Here is a 14,456-nt window from a genome sequence, read left to right as displayed (position 1 = left end):
CGTGACGGCGGGCCGGACCGATCTGGTCCGGCCCGCCGTTCTCGTATTGACCCCGGCCGACCGCCTCAGCCCGGCGGCGGCGTCACGGCCGGGAGCGGGCAGCCCCGTCGCCCCGGACCCGGCGGGACGGGGTAGTCCGGCGAGGAGGATCGGCCCCGTACCGGATCAGCTCACCGAGGCCGGAGGATCACCTCGCGGAACCGTTCCGCTGACGCCGGAGGGGGCCTTTTGCGCTGCTCATCCGCTGAACCGCGGCGGAAATGAACCGCCGGTGTGAAATTTCCGGGAAATTCGAGGCGGGTGGGTAGATCGGGAAAAATAAGGGTAGCCTTACCTGCCGAGATCCGATCCACTGGCACTATCCGTTCCGCGGTGAAAGCGGCGGCGGTAACCGTTCCCCCGGCAGTGAGGTGCAGCCCATGGCGAACAGACCGGCACGACCGGCCCACGAGGGCGTGGTCACCCGGGTGGAGCAGTTGACTCCGCACATGGTGCGTGTGGTGGTCGGCGGTGACGCTCTGGCCCGCATCGAGGCCGGGCAGTTCACCGACCACTACATCAAGGTCCATTTCCCGCTGCCCGGCGTGACGTATCCCGAGCCGTTCGACATGGGCGTCATCCGCGAGACCCTGCCCCGCGCCGAGTGGCCCTGCGTCCGGACCTACACGGTGCGCAAGTGGCTGCCCGAGGCCGGCGAGATGTGGGTCGACTTCGTGGTGCACGGTGACGAGGGCGTCGCCGGCCCGTGGGCGGCGAGCGCCCGGCCCGGCGATCCGTTCCGGTTCATGGGTCCCGGCGGCGGCTACGCGCCCGACGCCGCGGCTGACTGGCACCTGCTGGCCGGTGACGAGAGCGCGCTGCCGGCGATCTCCGCGGCCCTGGAGCGGATGCCCGAGGGCGCCCGGGTCCACGCGTTCCTCGAGGTCTCCGGGCCGGACGAGGAGCAGAAGATCGAGACGCCGGCCGACGCGGAGATCACCTGGCTGCACCGGGACGCCGGTGAGCGGCTGGTCGACGCGGTCCGCGGGCTGGCGTTCCCGCCCGGGCGGGTCCAGGCGTTCGTGCACGGCGAGGCCAACTTCGTCCGTGACCTGCGCAGGTTCCTGCGGGTCGAGCACGGCATCCCGATGGACCAGTTGTCGATCTCCGGATACTGGCGCCGGGGGATGAACGAGGACGGCTGGCAGTCCAGCAAGCGCGAGTTCAACGAGCAGACCGAGCGCGAGCAGGAGCCCGCCGCCGCGTGACGACTCTGTAAGGAGTGTTACGCCGGTCACCCGATACGCTGGTTGGCGTGGTGATCCAGGAGAAGACCCGTGCCGGCGGGCTGTTCGCACTGACGGCGCTACTTCTCGCGGCGGTGAACCTGCGACTCGCGGTCACCAGCATCGGCCCGGTTCTCACCGAGATCCGGGCCGGGCTCGGCATGAGCGCCACGGTGGCGGGGCTCCTCACGTCCGTACCCGTGCTGTGTTTCGCCTCGATCGGTCTCGCGGCGCCCCGCCTGGCCCGGCGCCTCGGCTCCGCGCGCGTCGTCCTCGGCGGTCTGCTGCTGCTCGTCACGGGCCTGTCGATCCGGCCCTTCTCCGGCGGCTCCGCCCTGTTCCTGCTGTTCAGTGCGGTCGCGCTGGCCGGGATCGCACTGGTCAACGTGCTGTTGCCGTCGATCGTCAAGGACCGCTTCCCGGACCGGGTGGGCACGGTCACCGGCCTCTACTCGGTGGCGCTCAACATCGGCGCCACCACGGCCGCCGCCGCGACCGTGCCGATCACCGGCGCCTTCGACGGCGACTGGCGGCTCGGGCTCGCCTGCTGGTCACTCGCCGCGGTGGTCGCGCTTCCCCCGTGGTTGCTGATGGCCCGCTCGCGCGAGGCCGCGTCCGCTTCCGGCACCCCCTCGGCGGTACGGGTGAGCCGCCACCCGGTCGCGTGGGCCCTGGCCGTGTACTTCGGCATGCAGTCGACCTCCGCCTACGTGATCATCGGCTGGCTCCCGGAGATCTACCGAGACGCCGGCCTCTCCCCCGCCCTGGCCGGGGTCCTGTTCGCGGTCACGTCCCTGCTCGGTGTGCCACTGTCGTTCCTGCTGTCGGCGTACGCGGGGCGCCTCCGGTCGCAGAGCGGCATCGCTCTCGTCCTCGGCCTCTTCGGCGTCGCCGGCTGGGCCGGGCTGTGGGCCTCCCCGGCCGCCGCCCCCTGGCTGTGGGCCGTCCTCCTCGGCGTCGTCAACGCCGCGTTCCCGCTGGCCCTCACGATGATCGCGCTCCGTGGCAGGACTCCCGCCACGGTCGTGCAGCTCTCCGCCTTCGCCCAGAGCATCGGCTATCTCTTCGCCATCCCGGGACCGATCCTGGTCGGCGCCCTCCACGACGCCTCCGGCGGCTGGCGGGTCCCGCTGGCGTTGATGGTCGCCCTGATGATCCCGCAGATCATCGCCGGCATCGCCGCCGGCCGGAACCGGCAGATCTGACAGCCCCATCATCGACACCTTCCCGGAGGAAACTCACTTGCCGAACCGGTCGCAATAGGCCGGCACCTTCTCCCCGTCGTCACGGCTGAGCCCCGCCGCGATACCGCACAGCTTGCGCCCCGCGACCGCCGGATCCAGCGCCCACACCGAGACGAGCGAGTCGAAGGATCCGCTGACCAGCAGGCCTCCGTCCGGTGAGAAGGCCAGCGCCGCCACCACGGCGATGTGCCCGCGCAGGGTGGCCTGCGGAGACCGGGCCGCGGTGTCCCAGAGGACGATCGGCCCGGCCCGGTCGCTCACCGCGAGAGTGCGCCCGTCCGGTGAGAACGCCACCCGGTCGATCTGGTCGCCCTGCTCACGTGTCGTCCACAGGGAGGCCGAGCCGTCGCCGTTGCGCACGTCGACGAACCGGTTCGTCCCGGTCACGGCCATCGACCGCCCGTCCGGCGCGACCGCGAGGTCCAGCGGCTGATAGCGGCCCAGCTGCCGGGACTCACCGACCGGGGTCAGGTCGTCCGCATGCCAGGACCGCAGATCGGCGAAGTACCCGGGGTCGGACCGCTCGATACTGCCGGTGGTGACCGCGGCGTACAGGATCTTCCCGTCGGCGGAGTAGGACAGCGCGTAGGTCGACTCGGTCTTCTCGTCCGACGGTTTGCCCAGCACGATCTCGCCACGCATCCGGCGGGCGGCGACGTCGAACACGTGGATCTCGCCGGGCGTCCCCACCTCGCCTTCGCCGAGGCAGGTGAACAGGGCCACCGCGAGGAACCCGCCGTCCGGCGAGACGGCCAGGTCGCTGGAGCACTGACCCAGTTCCAGCCGGAGCTGCCGCTTCCCGGCCCCGTCCCACAGTTCCAGAGTGTTCTCGGCGGTGACCAGCGCCAGAAGCCCGCCGCCGGCGTGGACCAGCCCGCTCACCGGCCCGGACGGCCGGAACGAGGTGAGCAGCTGCCGGGAGGCGGTGTCCCAGATCCGGACCGTCCCGTCCTCACCGCCGGCCGCCACCCGCCGGCCGTCCGGCGAGAACACCGCGCCGTAGACCTCGCCGTCGGTGTTGAGGGAGTCGACCACCCGCCGGTGCACGACCGACGGTCCGGTCGGCGCGGTCACCACCACCACCTGCCCGTTGGCCGAGGCCGCCGACGCGCCGTAGACGGACAGGCCGGTGCGCAGGGTCCCGAGGGTGTCGCTGGTCAGTGACCACAGGTCCACGCTGCGGCGGGTGGAGGCGGCGATGATCATGCCGTCGCCGGTGACCGCGAACGGCGCCGGCGTCGGGCTGAGATGGTCCTCCGGGGTGATGTCGCGCAGTTTGCGGCCGGTGCCGGTCTCCCACTGCTTGAGCCGGCCCTGCCCGCCGGTGCCCTCCTCGTTCGTGATCAGCGAACCGTCCGGCGCGAAGGCGAGGAACCTCGGCCCGGTCACCGTCATCATGCGGCGGCCGTCGCTGAGCCGCCACACCTCGGCGACGGCCTGGGTCCCGGTCTCCGCAACGTACGCGCCGTCCGGACTGATCGACAGTGAGGTGGCGCTGTCGGCACCGACCGGCAGGGTCCGGATCGACCGGCCGGTGGCCGCGTCCCAGAAGCCCAGATTCTTCTGCTCGGTAGTGCCGGTGGTGGTGCTGGTCGCCACGACCGTGGACGTGCCGGGCAGCCAGGCGACCGCACCGAACGCGGGCAGCGACCGCAGCGGGGTGCCGGTGGCCGCGTCCCAGATCCGCAGCCCGTCGGGCACGACCGCGCCGGACGCCAGATAGCGGCCGTCCGGAGAGAACGCCACCGAGTTGACCCAGATCGTCTCGATGCCCGCCGGCGGGTCGGGGTAGGCCAGTGGCGGGCCGACCTCGGTGAGAGTGGCGGTGTCCCAGAGCCGGACGACACCCTTGTTGTCGCCGATCGCGATCCGGCTCCCGTCCGGGCTGACCGCCGCCGAGTAGCCGCCCGGCACCGTGCCGAGCCGGCCGGCGAACCGCACCATCTGCGTGGAGAGCAGCGCGCCCCGCGCCTCGGTGGTCGGCTCCTCGCTCCACGCGGCCAGCGCCCGGCGGACGGCGGCCGGCTCGTCCTGGTCGAGCAGCGCGAGGGCCTCGGCGGCGAACTGCCGGGAACGGGCGTCCCGGCCGACCGTCTCGGCGGTGCGCTGCCCGTCCAGGGCGACCAGACCGCCGCCGACGGCGAGCAGCAGCGCCGCGGCGAGACCGGCGACCATCCGCCGGAGCCGCCGGGTGGCCCGTTCCCGGGCACGCTGCTCGTGCTCGGCGGCGGCACCACCGGCGGCCAGGTACTCACCGACCAGCGGGGGCACGCCGTCGCCGGACGGGACCCGCTCGCGGGCGGCGAGCAGGCGGGAGCCGCGGGGCAGCAGGTCGGGGTCGCGACCGGAGCGGTCCCAGTCGCGGGCCGCCTCGGTCACCGACTGGCGCAGCAGCAGGTCCTCGCGGGCCTCGGCGACCCAGCCGGCCAGCCGGGGCCAGCTGGTCAGCAGCGCCTCGTGGCTGATCTCCACGGTGTCCGCGCCGACCGTGACGAGCCGGGCCCGGACGAGGCGGCGCAGCACCCGGGAGTCGCTGGCGGCCCGCTCACCGCGGCGGCGGACCGCCGTACCGTCGCTGATGACCGTGACCAGGGCCAGCAGGGCGTCCCGCAGGCGGTCCCGGTCCTCCGGTGGCAGGTCCAGGTAGATGCGCTCGGCGGTCTCGGCGATGGCGTGCCGGATGCCCCCGGTGGCCCGGTAGGCGGCCACGGTCAGCCGGATCCCCTCCCGCCGGTCCCAGGTGGCACGCAGCGCGTGGGCCAGCAGCGGCAGCGCTCCCGGCTGGTAGCCGTCCCGCTCGTCGGCACCCAGGTCGTGCAGGAGCAGGTCGGGCAGGCCCGGCTCGACGGTGAGGCCGGCGTGCTCGGCCGGTTCGACGACGGCCCGGCGGATGTCCTCGCTGTCCAGCGGCCCGAGGACGACGTGCCCGGCGGCGAGGATCGTCGCCAGCGGCGGCAGCGCGGCACACGCCGGGTAGAAGTCGGACCGGACCGCGATCACCACCAGAGCCGGTGCGGCGGTGGCCAGCGCCGTCGCGTAGGCGAGCCGCTCGGCCGGGTCGGGACACTGGGTGAACAGCTCCTCGAACTGGTCCACCACGATGACCGGGCGGCGACCGGCCGCGGCGGCGGCCGCGGCCAGCACACCGATCCGGTGCGGTTCGGCGCGGACCGCCTTGACCAGGTCGTCGTGCGGCACGTCGTCGCCGGGACCGGTCAGGCCGTGCAGGCGGGCCACCAGATCGGCCACCGGGGAGGCACCGGGGCTGGTCAGCACCCATGCCCACGAGGCGGGCTCGGCACCGAGCGCACCGGCGCCGAGGGCCGGCAGCAGACCGGCCCGCAGCAGCGACGACTTGCCGGCACCGGAGACCCCGGTGACGATCAGCGGCGGCCCGCCGACCGCCTGCTCGGCGAGGCGGCTGAGAAGCTGCGCGATCTGCGTCTCCCGGCCGCGGAAGCGGGGTGCGTCCTCCGGCTGGAAACTGACCAGCCCGGGGTACGGCGGAACGACTCCCCCCGGCACGTCGGCGGGCACGTCGTCCCCCGCCGGCAGCTGCTCCCGGGCCACGCCCGCCAGATGCCGCCGCACCTGCTCCAGCTGGCGGCTCAGCTCCAGGCTCTGCACGGCGAACTGCTGGCGCAGCCCGTCGACGCTCTGCCGGACCTCGGTGATCATCCAGCCGAGCTCGCCGACGCCCAGCCCGAGCTCCCGGAACGCCGCCTCCAGCTGGTGCCGCAGCTCCTCGTCGGTGATCGCGGCCTCGGTGATGGCGGCACCGACCGCGTCCACCCCGCGCAGCACCCGGGAGATCTCCTCATGCAGCGCGCGGCCCTGCTCGTCGGCGGCGGCGAGCCGGGGCAGCAGGTCCGCGGCGATCGCGTCGCGCCACTGCTCCTCGCTCCAGCCGGCCGCCTGCGGGTCCCGGTCGCGCAGCCGTTTCGCCGTCTCGCTCAGGGTGTCGGCGAGGAAGTTGCTGCCCAGGCCGCCGACCTGGTCGAGGGCGGCGGCGAAGGCGTCCGGCGCGCCGAGCCCGGCGCCGGCGACCGGGGCGACCGCGGAGGCGGTGAGAAAGGCGAGGATGGCGTACGGGCTGGCCGATCGCAATCCGGCCCGGGTGCGGCGGCCGGCGGCCCGGACCCAGGAGCGCACGCCCGCACGGGCCCGTTCGGCGGCGGCCGGACGGTCGGGCTCACGGGGCTCGGGCTCGGTCAACGCTCCTCCGTGGACATCGACGGACATCGCCGACCTCATGATGGCACCGGCACTCCAGGGGATGACCCGCCCGAACCGGCGGGACTTTCGGCCCGGGTACGCCGACCGGGTTCCGTGTGCCAATGGAGGTATGACCACCACGACCGTTTCGGAACAGCCCCGCAAGGTCGAGCCCGACCGCCGTTATCCGACACCTACCGGGGAGCCGTGCCCGTATCTGCTGCGTGCGGACGGGACGGTCGAGGGTGACGGCGCCTGCCGCGGGTGCGGCACGTGCCTCTTGGGTGCGGGCTGGTCGAGTTGACATTGGCGGCCGGTGGGCGACGGCCCGTACGGTGGGACCGTGGTCGATGCGCTCAGTGACACCTCAGATACGCAGCGTATGGATTCTGCCCGTCAGCCGTACGCCTGGTGGCCCGTCGGCCTGACCGCGACCGCCGCCACGCTACTGCTTCTGATCACTGCGAACGGTTACGGCTACCACCGCGACGAGTTGTACTTCCGGATCCTCGGCGAGCATCCGCAGTGGGGCTACGCCGACCAGCCGCCGTTCACCCCGATGCTGGTCCGGCTCGGCATCGACATGTTCGGCGACACCCTGTGGGCGATCCGGGTGCCGGCCGCCGTGCTTCTCGGGCTCACCGCACTGGTGGCCGCGGCGATCGCCCGCGAGACCGGCGGCGGCGCCGCCGGCCAGTCGATCGCGGCGGCCGGTGTGCTCGGCGTGTTCCCGTTGTCGTCGGCCCACGTCACCTCGACCTCCACACCGGACCTGCTGGTCTGGCTGGGCGTGCTGTTCTTCGTGATCCGGGCGCTGCTCTGGGCACGGCCGCGGGCGTGGCTGGGCGCCGGTGTCGTGGCCGGGCTGGGCCTGTGGAACAAGCATCTCGTGCTGTTGCTGCTGCTCTGCCTGGGAGTGTCGGTGCTGCTGGCCGGGCCGCGCGAGGTCCTGCGGTCCCGGGAGTTGTGGATCGGCGTGGCGGCGGCCGTGGTCATCGGCGCGCCCAACCTGATCTACCAGGTGACCGAGGGGTTCCCGCAGGCGCGGATGGCGGCGGCGATCGCGGCGGACAAGGGCGGCGAGTCCCGGGTGATGCTGGTGCCGCTCCAGTTCGTCCTGCTGGCGCTGCCTCCGGTGTGGATCGCCGGCCTCGTCGTGCTGGCGCGCGACCCGAGGTTGCGGCGGTTGCGGGCGCTGGCTGTGGCGTACCCCCTGATGGTCGTCGTGGTCCTGGTGACCGCCGGGCAGCCGTATTACACGGTGGGCCTGCTGCTCGGCCTGCATGCGATCGGGGCCGTGGTGGCCGGGCGCTGGGTGAGCGGGCGGCATGGCCGTCAGGTGCTGGTCGCCGGGGCGGTCCTGGTCACGTCGGCAGCCGCGGTGGTCTCGTCGCTGCCGGTGATCCCTGAGCGGGCGGTGGCCGGGTCGCTGCCGGCCGAGATGAACCAGACGATTCCCGACCAGATCGGCTGGCGGGAGTACGTGTGGCAGATCGGCACCGTCTGGGCCGGCCTGTCGGCCACCGACCGGCAACGATCAGTGCTGTTCACCGCCAACTACGGCGAGGCGGGGGCACTCGACCGGTACGGACCGTCGCTCCGCCTGCCGCAGGTCTACAGCGGACACAACGCGCTGCACCAGTTCGGCCCGCCACCGGACTCGAAGAAGATCGTGATCGCGGTCATCGACACGCCGCCGGAGTCACTCGGGACCTGCGTGCCGAGGGCGACGCTGCACAACTCGCTCGGTGTGGAGAACGAGGAGGTCGGCGTCCGCGTCCACGTCTGCCGGATGGACCGCCCGTGGTCCCTGGCCTGGCCCGAGCTGCAGCACTACAGCTGACCGGTGATCGTCACGGCGGTCCGGACCAGGCCGCCGGTCACCTGCCAGCGGCCGTGCAGGGTGGGCCAGGGCGACTCGACCCGGATGTGTGCGGTGAAGGTGCCGCCGAGCGGGTCGATGTCGAGGCTCGCCTCGTCGAAGCCGAGCCAGCGCCGGGTCACCGGGAACCACGCCTTGTAGACGGATTCCTTGGCCGAGAAGAGCAGCCGGTCCCAGTGGATCGCCGGGTCCCGGGCGGCGAGACCGGCCAGATGCTCGCGATCGCCGGGAGCGGTCACCGCCGGGAGCACCCGGGGCGGCAGCGGGGCATGCGTCTCGGCGTCGATACCCAGGCTCGCGACGTCGGTGACGCGGGCGACGGCGGCGGCCCGGTAACCGGCACAGTGGGTGATGCTGCCGGCCACGCCGTCCGGCCAGAGGGGCTCGCGGCGCGGCCCGGGACGGATCGGCGCCGGCGCGAACCCGAGTCGCCCGAGGGCTTCCCGGGCGCAGCGCCGGGCCGTCACGAACTCCCGGCGGCGGCCGGCGACAGCGGTCGCGACCAGGTCCTCCTCACCGGGGAAGCACGGCTCGTCCGGGTCGTCACCGAACGCCTCGGCGGTGGCCACGGATGACGGCAGCAGATCGTGGAGCACACGGCAGTCTCCCACCCGCCGCTCCGGAGTCGGAAAGCGGACGATCGGGCCGTTAGCTCCAAGAGGGGTGTTCTGAAACCTCCCGGAGGCACAATGGCGGCATGGATCTTCGACAGGGCATCGGTCTACGCAAACTGGGCAAGACCACCGATGAGTTCCAGCAGGACCTGTTGAGCAACCTCTATTACCGGCGCGGCACGACCGTGGAGTCGGCGAGCGCGCGCGACGCGTACGAGGCGCTCTCCCAGACCGTGCGCGACCACCTCGCCGAGCGCCGGGCGCGGACCGCTGCCGCGCAGTTCGCCAGCAACCCCCGCTGGGTCTACTACCTCTCCGCGGAATACCTGCTCGGCGCACAGCTCGAACAGAACCTGCTCTACTCCGGCACCGGGGACCTCGCCGCCGAGGCGGTCAAGGCTCTCGGCTTCAGCCTGGAGGACCTCGAGGACCTGGACGTGGAGCCGGGTCTGGGCAACGGCGGCCTGGGGCGGCTCGCGGCCTGCCTGGTCGACTCGCTGGCCACCCGGGACATTCCGGCCGTCGGTTACGGCATCCGTTACGACCTGGGCATCTTCCGCCAGGTCATCACCGAGAACGGGCAGACCGAGCTGCCCGACGACTGGGCGTTCCAGGGCAACCCGTGGGAGTTCCCGGCGCCCGACGACCGGCAGACCGTCGGCTTCTACGGGCACACCGAGCCGATCCCCGGTTCGGAGACCCGCAAGACCTGGGTGCCGGGTGAGATCGTGCTCGGCGAGCCCAGCCACATGCTGGTCCCGGGCTACGGCACCGAGACGGTCAACATCGTCCGGCTGTGGAGCGCCAAGGCCAGTGAGGCCTCGTTCGACCTGAGCCGGTTCTCCGCCGGACAGTACGCGGAGGCCGTGCAGGAGGCGGTCCGCGCCGAGAACATCAGCAAGGTCCTCTACCCCGACGACAGCACCGAGCTGGGCCGTGAGCTGCGGCTGAAGCAACAGTATTTCCTGGTCTCCTGCTCGCTGCGGGACATCGTGCGCCGGTTCCGGCTGCGCAACGAGGGCTGGGACACGTTCGCCGACAAGACGGTCATCCAGCTCAACGACACCCACCCGACGATCGCGATCCCCGAGCTGATGCGCCTGCTCGTCGACGAGTACGAGGTGCCATGGGAGAAGGCCTGGGAGATCACCCGGAAGACCTTCGCCTACACCTGTCACACCCTCCTGCCGGAGGCTCTCGAGACCTGGCCGGTCCGGATGTTCGAGAAGCTCCTGCCCCGGCATCTGGAGATCATCTACCTGATCAACATGCTGTTCCTGCGCGAGGTCGAGGCCCGGTTCCCCGGCGACCACGACCGCCTGCGCCGGATGTCGATCATTCAGGAGGAGCCGGAGCGCCGGGTCCGGATGGCGCATCTCGCCGTGGTCGGCACCGAGGCCGTCAACGGCGTCGCCGAGCTGCACTCGAAACTGCTGCGCGAGACGGTCCTCGACGACTTCGCCGCCCTGTGGCCGGCGAAATTCCAGAACGTCACCAACGGCGTCTCGCCCCGCCGGTTCGTCAAGCTCTCGAACCCCCGGTTGTCGGACCTGATCACCGAGGGCCTCGGCGACGACGGCTGGCTGCGTGACCTGGAGAGACTGGCCGGGCTGGAGCGGCTCGCCGACGACAGCTCGTTCCGGGAGCGCTGGCAGGCGATCAAGCGGGCCAACAAGGTCGACCTGGCCGTGGGCGACCCCGACTCGCTCACCGACGTGATGATCAAGCGGTTCCACGAGTACAAGCGGCAGCAGCTGAAACTGCTCCACGTCATCACGCTCTACCAGCGGATCCGCCAGAACCCGGCGGCCGACTGGGTGCCGCGCACCGTGCTGTTCGCCGGCAAGGCCGCGCCCGCCTACCACGCGGCGAAGGACATCATCCGGCTCATCGCCACGATCGCGGCCCGCATCGAGGCTGATCCTGTCGTCTCGCCGTACCTCAAAGTCGTCTTCCCCTCCAATTACAACGTCACCCTGGCCGAGCGGATCATCCCGGCCGCCGACCTGTCCGAGCAGATCTCGCTCGCCGGCAAGGAGGCGTCCGGCACCGGCAACATGAAACTGGCCCTCAACGGCGCCATCACGATCGGCACGCTCGACGGGGCCAACATCGAGATCCGCGCCCGGGTCGGCGAGGACAACTTCTTCCTCTTCGGCATGGACGCGTACGAGGCGGCGCAGGCCCGGGCCAACGGGTACCACCCTCGCCACTACTACGAGCGGGACGACGAGTTGCGGGCCGCCATGGACACGCTCATCTCGGGCATCTTCGGCGACGTCGGCCGGCGGGTGGCGGGTAGCCTGCTCGACTGGGACGAGTATCTGACGCTCGGCGACTTCCGGTCCTATCTGGAGTCGCAGGAGCACGTCGAGAAGACCTGGCGGGACACCGCCCGCTGGACCAGGATGTCGATCCTCAACACCGCACACAGCGGGTTCTTCAGCGCGGACCGTACGGTCGCCGACTACGCCGCCCGCATCTGGCGGGTCGCGCCGGTGGCCGTCCCCCGGCTGGACTGACCCTGTTCATCAGAGCGATCCGGCTCGACGGTGCGCCCCGGGCCGGATACCCGTTCGATCTCCCGGCCGTCCGCGCTCTCGCGGACGGCCGGGAGCTGCGTTTCCCCACCGCGGTCACGTTGCTGTCCGGCGACAACGGGAGCGGCAAGTCCACCCTGATCGAGGCGGTCGCGGTGGCCGCCGGCCTCAACCCCGAGGGCGGATCCGAGTCGTTCCGGTTCGCGACCCGCTCCAGCGAGTCGTCCCTCGGCGAACATCTGACCCTTGTCCGTACGCCGGGACGAAATCCCCGGTCCGGTTTCTTCCTGCGCGCCGAGTCGTACTACAACGTGGCCACGGAGATCGAGCGTCTCGGCGTCACCGGCTCCTACGGCGGGGTCTCGCCGCACCAGCGATCCCACGGCGAGTCCTTCCTCGACCTGGCCGCCCACCGGTTCCGGCCCGGCGGCCTCTACCTCCTCGACGAGCCCGAGGCGGCACTGTCGGTCAACGGGTGCCTGGCCCTGCTGCTGCGCATCGCCGACCTGGTCGAGGCGGGCAGCCAGTTCCTGATCGCCACCCACTCGCCGATCCTGCTGGCCTCGCCCGGCGCCACGATCCTGGAGATCACACCGGAGGGGCCGATCCGCGAGGTCCCCTACGACCAGGCCGAACCGGTCGCGCTGACCAGGGCGTTCCTCGCCGATCCGGGCCGTTTCCTCAGACACCTGTCTCTATAGAGCCTATCTGGTTAGCATGTTTTGACATGAGCGTCACCGATGAACTGCTGACCCACGCCGAACACTATGCCGCCACCTTCGACAAGGGCGGGCTGCCACTTCCTCCGTCGCGCGGGGTCGCCGTTCTGGCCTGCATGGACGCGCGCCTCAACCCGTACGGGCTGCTCGGCCTGACCGAAGGCGACGCCCACGTGATCCGCAACGCCGGGGGTGTCGTCACCGCCGACGGGCTGCGCAGCCTCGCCATCAGCCAGCGCCTCCTCGGCACCACCGAGATCATCCTGATCCAGCACACCGGCTGCGGCATGCTGACCTTCACCGACGACGGTTTCAAGGCCGACATCGAACGAGAGGTCGGCCTCAAGCCCTCCTGGGCGGCCGAGGCCTTCACCGACCTCGACGAGAACGTCCGCCAGTCCCTCCGGCGGATCCAGGCCGACCCGTTCATCCCGGTGAAGTCCTCGGTCCGGGGTTTCGTCTACGACGTCACCACCGGAAAGCTCCGCGAGGTCTCCTGAGACGCCCGGTGGGCTTCGGTCTATGACCGGATGGCCTGGATCAGGTAGACGACCGCCAAGGCCACGGCCAGGGTTCCGAGCAGGAAGCGCAGCGCCGCCTCCGGGATACGTCTCTGCAGACGGGCGCCCAGGTAACCGCCGATCAGGCCACCGGCACCACAGAGCAGGCCCAGTGTCCAGTGCGGGGCGATCTCGGTGCCGCCGGTGGCGAGAGCGATCAGGCCGTAGGTGCCGGCGCCCGCGAGTGACGTCACGAACGTGCAGGCCAGAGCGGCGGGGGCGACCGTGGCCATCGGGATCCCGGCCCCGGCGAGGATCGGCCCCAGGAGGGAGCCGCCACCGATGCCATAGATCCCGCCGACCGTTCCGACGCCCAGCCCGAGCCAACGGATCGGAAGGTTCCGGCCTCGGCCGGCCCCCGGGGCCGGGCGGGGCGGGCGGAGGGCCCGCAGGCACAGCCACAGGCCGAGGGGCAGCAGCACCGCCGCTACGACGAGGCGGAACACCCGTGGGCCGGGGAGTGCGAACACACGCAGGAAGGCGCCGAGCACCACGCCGGGCAGAGTGCCGGCGATCAGCAACCGGGTCAGCGGACGGTCGAAGCCGCCCTGCCTCAGGTAACGGACCAGCGCGCCGGGGCCTGCGAGCACGTTGTAGAGCAGGTTCGTCGGGGTGACCGCCGGATTGGGTACGTGCAGGACGCTCAACTGGACGGGCAGCAGGAACACCGCGCCGGAGACCCCGACCGGTGCGGTCACGATCGAGATGAGCAGGCCGGCGGTGAACCCGGCCAGCCCGGTCTGCCAGCCGGTCTCCACCGCGGCAACCTATCGAATCCATGCGCCGGGTGGGATATGACTCCCGGCGTTCGGGATGATATCCGCGTCTCACCGGCCGAACAGCCCTTGCCGCGCGCCGGTCCGGATCTCTAACGTCGTCCGGTCCGGTCCGGTCATCAAGGGGAGGAGGATGCCGATGCGCGACGACGCCTTCCGCGCGTATTTCGAGCGGCATCATGCCTCGCTGTCCCGTCTGGCGTACCTGATGACCGGCGAGCCGGACGTCGCCGACGATCTCGCCGCCGACGCGCTGACCGAGGTGTGGCGGCACTGGGACCGGGTGAACGCCGCCGACGACCCGGTCGCCTACGGCCACGGCATCGTGATGAACCTGGCCCGCGGCTGGGTGCGCCGCCGCGGCCGGGAGCGTCTGCTGTCGTTCGAGGCGTTCCGTCGTGGCCGTGACACGGACGTACCGGCCGTCCTCGACGTCCGTGGCGCCCTGCGCCGCCTCCCGCACCGGCGTCGTGCCTGCGTGGTCCTGCGGTACGCCTTCGACCTGCCGGAACGTGAGGTAGCCGCGATCCTGGGTATCTCCGTCGGCGCGGTGAAGAGCTCGACGTCCCGCGGCGCGAAGCAGCTTGCCGAACTATTGGGTGACCACGTTCGCATCGACGGCTGGGAGGCGGCACGATGAG

At 71.8% G+C, this 14,456-nt stretch carries 10 protein-coding genes; 7 read left to right on the top strand and 3 right to left on the bottom strand.

The window, feature by feature from the left end:
* Positions 1–419: 419 nt before the first annotated feature.
* On the top strand, positions 420–1,247 hold the full coding sequence (locus tag ACFO0C_RS25200) for a siderophore-interacting protein (RefSeq protein WP_378069104.1): 828 nt from the start codon (positions 420–422) through the stop codon (positions 1,245–1,247).
* A 47-nt stretch (positions 1,248–1,294) separates the two neighbouring features.
* Entirely contained in the window at positions 1,295–2,470 is a 1,176-nt protein-coding gene (locus ACFO0C_RS25195; RefSeq protein ID WP_378069103.1) for a CynX/NimT family MFS transporter, read from the top strand.
* A 33-nt stretch (positions 2,471–2,503) separates the two neighbouring features.
* On the opposite strand, the gene ACFO0C_RS25190 is transcribed toward ACFO0C_RS25195, so the two are convergent.
* A complete protein-coding gene (locus ACFO0C_RS25190; protein WP_378069102.1) occupies positions 2,504–6,724 on the bottom strand; it encodes an nSTAND1 domain-containing NTPase in 4,221 nt (1,406 codons plus the stop codon).
* A 382-nt stretch (positions 6,725–7,106) separates the two neighbouring features.
* On the opposite strand from ACFO0C_RS25190, the gene ACFO0C_RS25185 reads away from it, so the two are divergent.
* Positions 7,107–8,567, top strand: a complete 1,461-nt coding sequence (locus ACFO0C_RS25185) for an ArnT family glycosyltransferase (protein ID WP_378069101.1) — start codon at positions 7,107–7,109, stop codon at positions 8,565–8,567.
* On the opposite strand, the gene ACFO0C_RS25180 is transcribed toward ACFO0C_RS25185, so the two are convergent.
* Positions 8,558–9,202 (bottom strand): 4'-phosphopantetheinyl transferase family protein, encoded by a 645-nt coding sequence (locus tag ACFO0C_RS25180; protein ID WP_378069100.1) that lies wholly within the window; start codon positions 9,200–9,202, stop codon positions 8,558–8,560. The genes ACFO0C_RS25185 and ACFO0C_RS25180 overlap by 10 nt on opposite strands.
* A gap of 101 nt (positions 9,203–9,303) precedes the next feature.
* Here ACFO0C_RS25180 and ACFO0C_RS25175 point away from each other — a divergent pair, with 101 nt between their 5' ends.
* Genes ACFO0C_RS25175 through ACFO0C_RS25165 form a run of 3 tightly spaced genes read left to right on the top strand, consistent with a single transcriptional unit; the run spans position 9,304 to position 12,979 of the window.
* Positions 9,304–11,742 carry a glycogen/starch/alpha-glucan phosphorylase gene (locus ACFO0C_RS25175; protein WP_378069099.1) on the top strand — a complete coding sequence of 813 codons (2,439 nt, stop codon included), beginning with the start codon at positions 9,304–9,306 and terminating at the stop codon, positions 11,740–11,742.
* Positions 11,703–12,461: an AAA family ATPase gene (locus ACFO0C_RS25170; RefSeq protein ID WP_378069153.1), complete on the top strand. Its 759-nt coding sequence runs from the start codon at positions 11,703–11,705 to the stop codon at positions 12,459–12,461. Before ACFO0C_RS25175 ends, ACFO0C_RS25170 begins: the two co-directional genes overlap by 40 nt.
* Before the next feature lie 26 nt (positions 12,462–12,487).
* Positions 12,488–12,979, top strand: coding sequence for a beta-class carbonic anhydrase (locus ACFO0C_RS25165; RefSeq protein ID WP_378069098.1), 492 nt, complete (start codon positions 12,488–12,490; stop codon positions 12,977–12,979).
* Positions 12,980–12,999: 20 nt separating this feature from the next.
* Here the strand turns inward: ACFO0C_RS25165 and ACFO0C_RS25160 are convergent, their stop codons facing one another.
* Entirely contained in the window at positions 13,000–13,797 is a 798-nt protein-coding gene (locus ACFO0C_RS25160; protein WP_378069097.1) for a sulfite exporter TauE/SafE family protein, read from the bottom strand.
* 157 nt (positions 13,798–13,954) lie between these two features.
* Here ACFO0C_RS25160 and ACFO0C_RS25155 point away from each other — a divergent pair, with 157 nt between their 5' ends.
* Positions 13,955–14,455 carry a SigE family RNA polymerase sigma factor gene (locus ACFO0C_RS25155; protein WP_378069096.1) on the top strand — a complete coding sequence of 167 codons (501 nt, stop codon included), beginning with the start codon at positions 13,955–13,957 and terminating at the stop codon, positions 14,453–14,455.
* Position 14,456: the final 1 nt, after the last annotated feature.

It is taken from the genome of Actinoplanes subglobosus (assembly GCF_042650585.1).
In the GTDB taxonomy this organism is placed as follows: domain Bacteria; phylum Actinomycetota; class Actinomycetes; order Mycobacteriales; family Micromonosporaceae; genus Actinoplanes; species Actinoplanes subglobosus.
This window is presented reverse-complemented; position numbering and strand designations above follow the sequence as displayed.

Bases quoted from the DNA above. Each gene is read 5' to 3' on its own strand.
- ACFO0C_RS25200 (WP_378069104.1), top strand. From the start codon at position 420: ATGGCGAACAGACCGGCACGACCGGCCCACGAGGGCGTGGTCACCCGG.
- ACFO0C_RS25185 (WP_378069101.1), top strand. From the start codon at position 7,107: ATGGATTCTGCCCGTCAGCCGTACGCCTGGTGGCCCGTCGGCCTGACC.
- ACFO0C_RS25175 (WP_378069099.1), top strand. From the start codon at position 9,304: ATGGATCTTCGACAGGGCATCGGTCTACGCAAACTGGGCAAGACCACC.
- ACFO0C_RS25165 (WP_378069098.1), top strand. From the start codon at position 12,488: ATGAGCGTCACCGATGAACTGCTGACCCACGCCGAACACTATGCCGCC.
- ACFO0C_RS25155 (WP_378069096.1), top strand. From the start codon at position 13,955: ATGCGCGACGACGCCTTCCGCGCGTATTTCGAGCGGCATCATGCCTCG.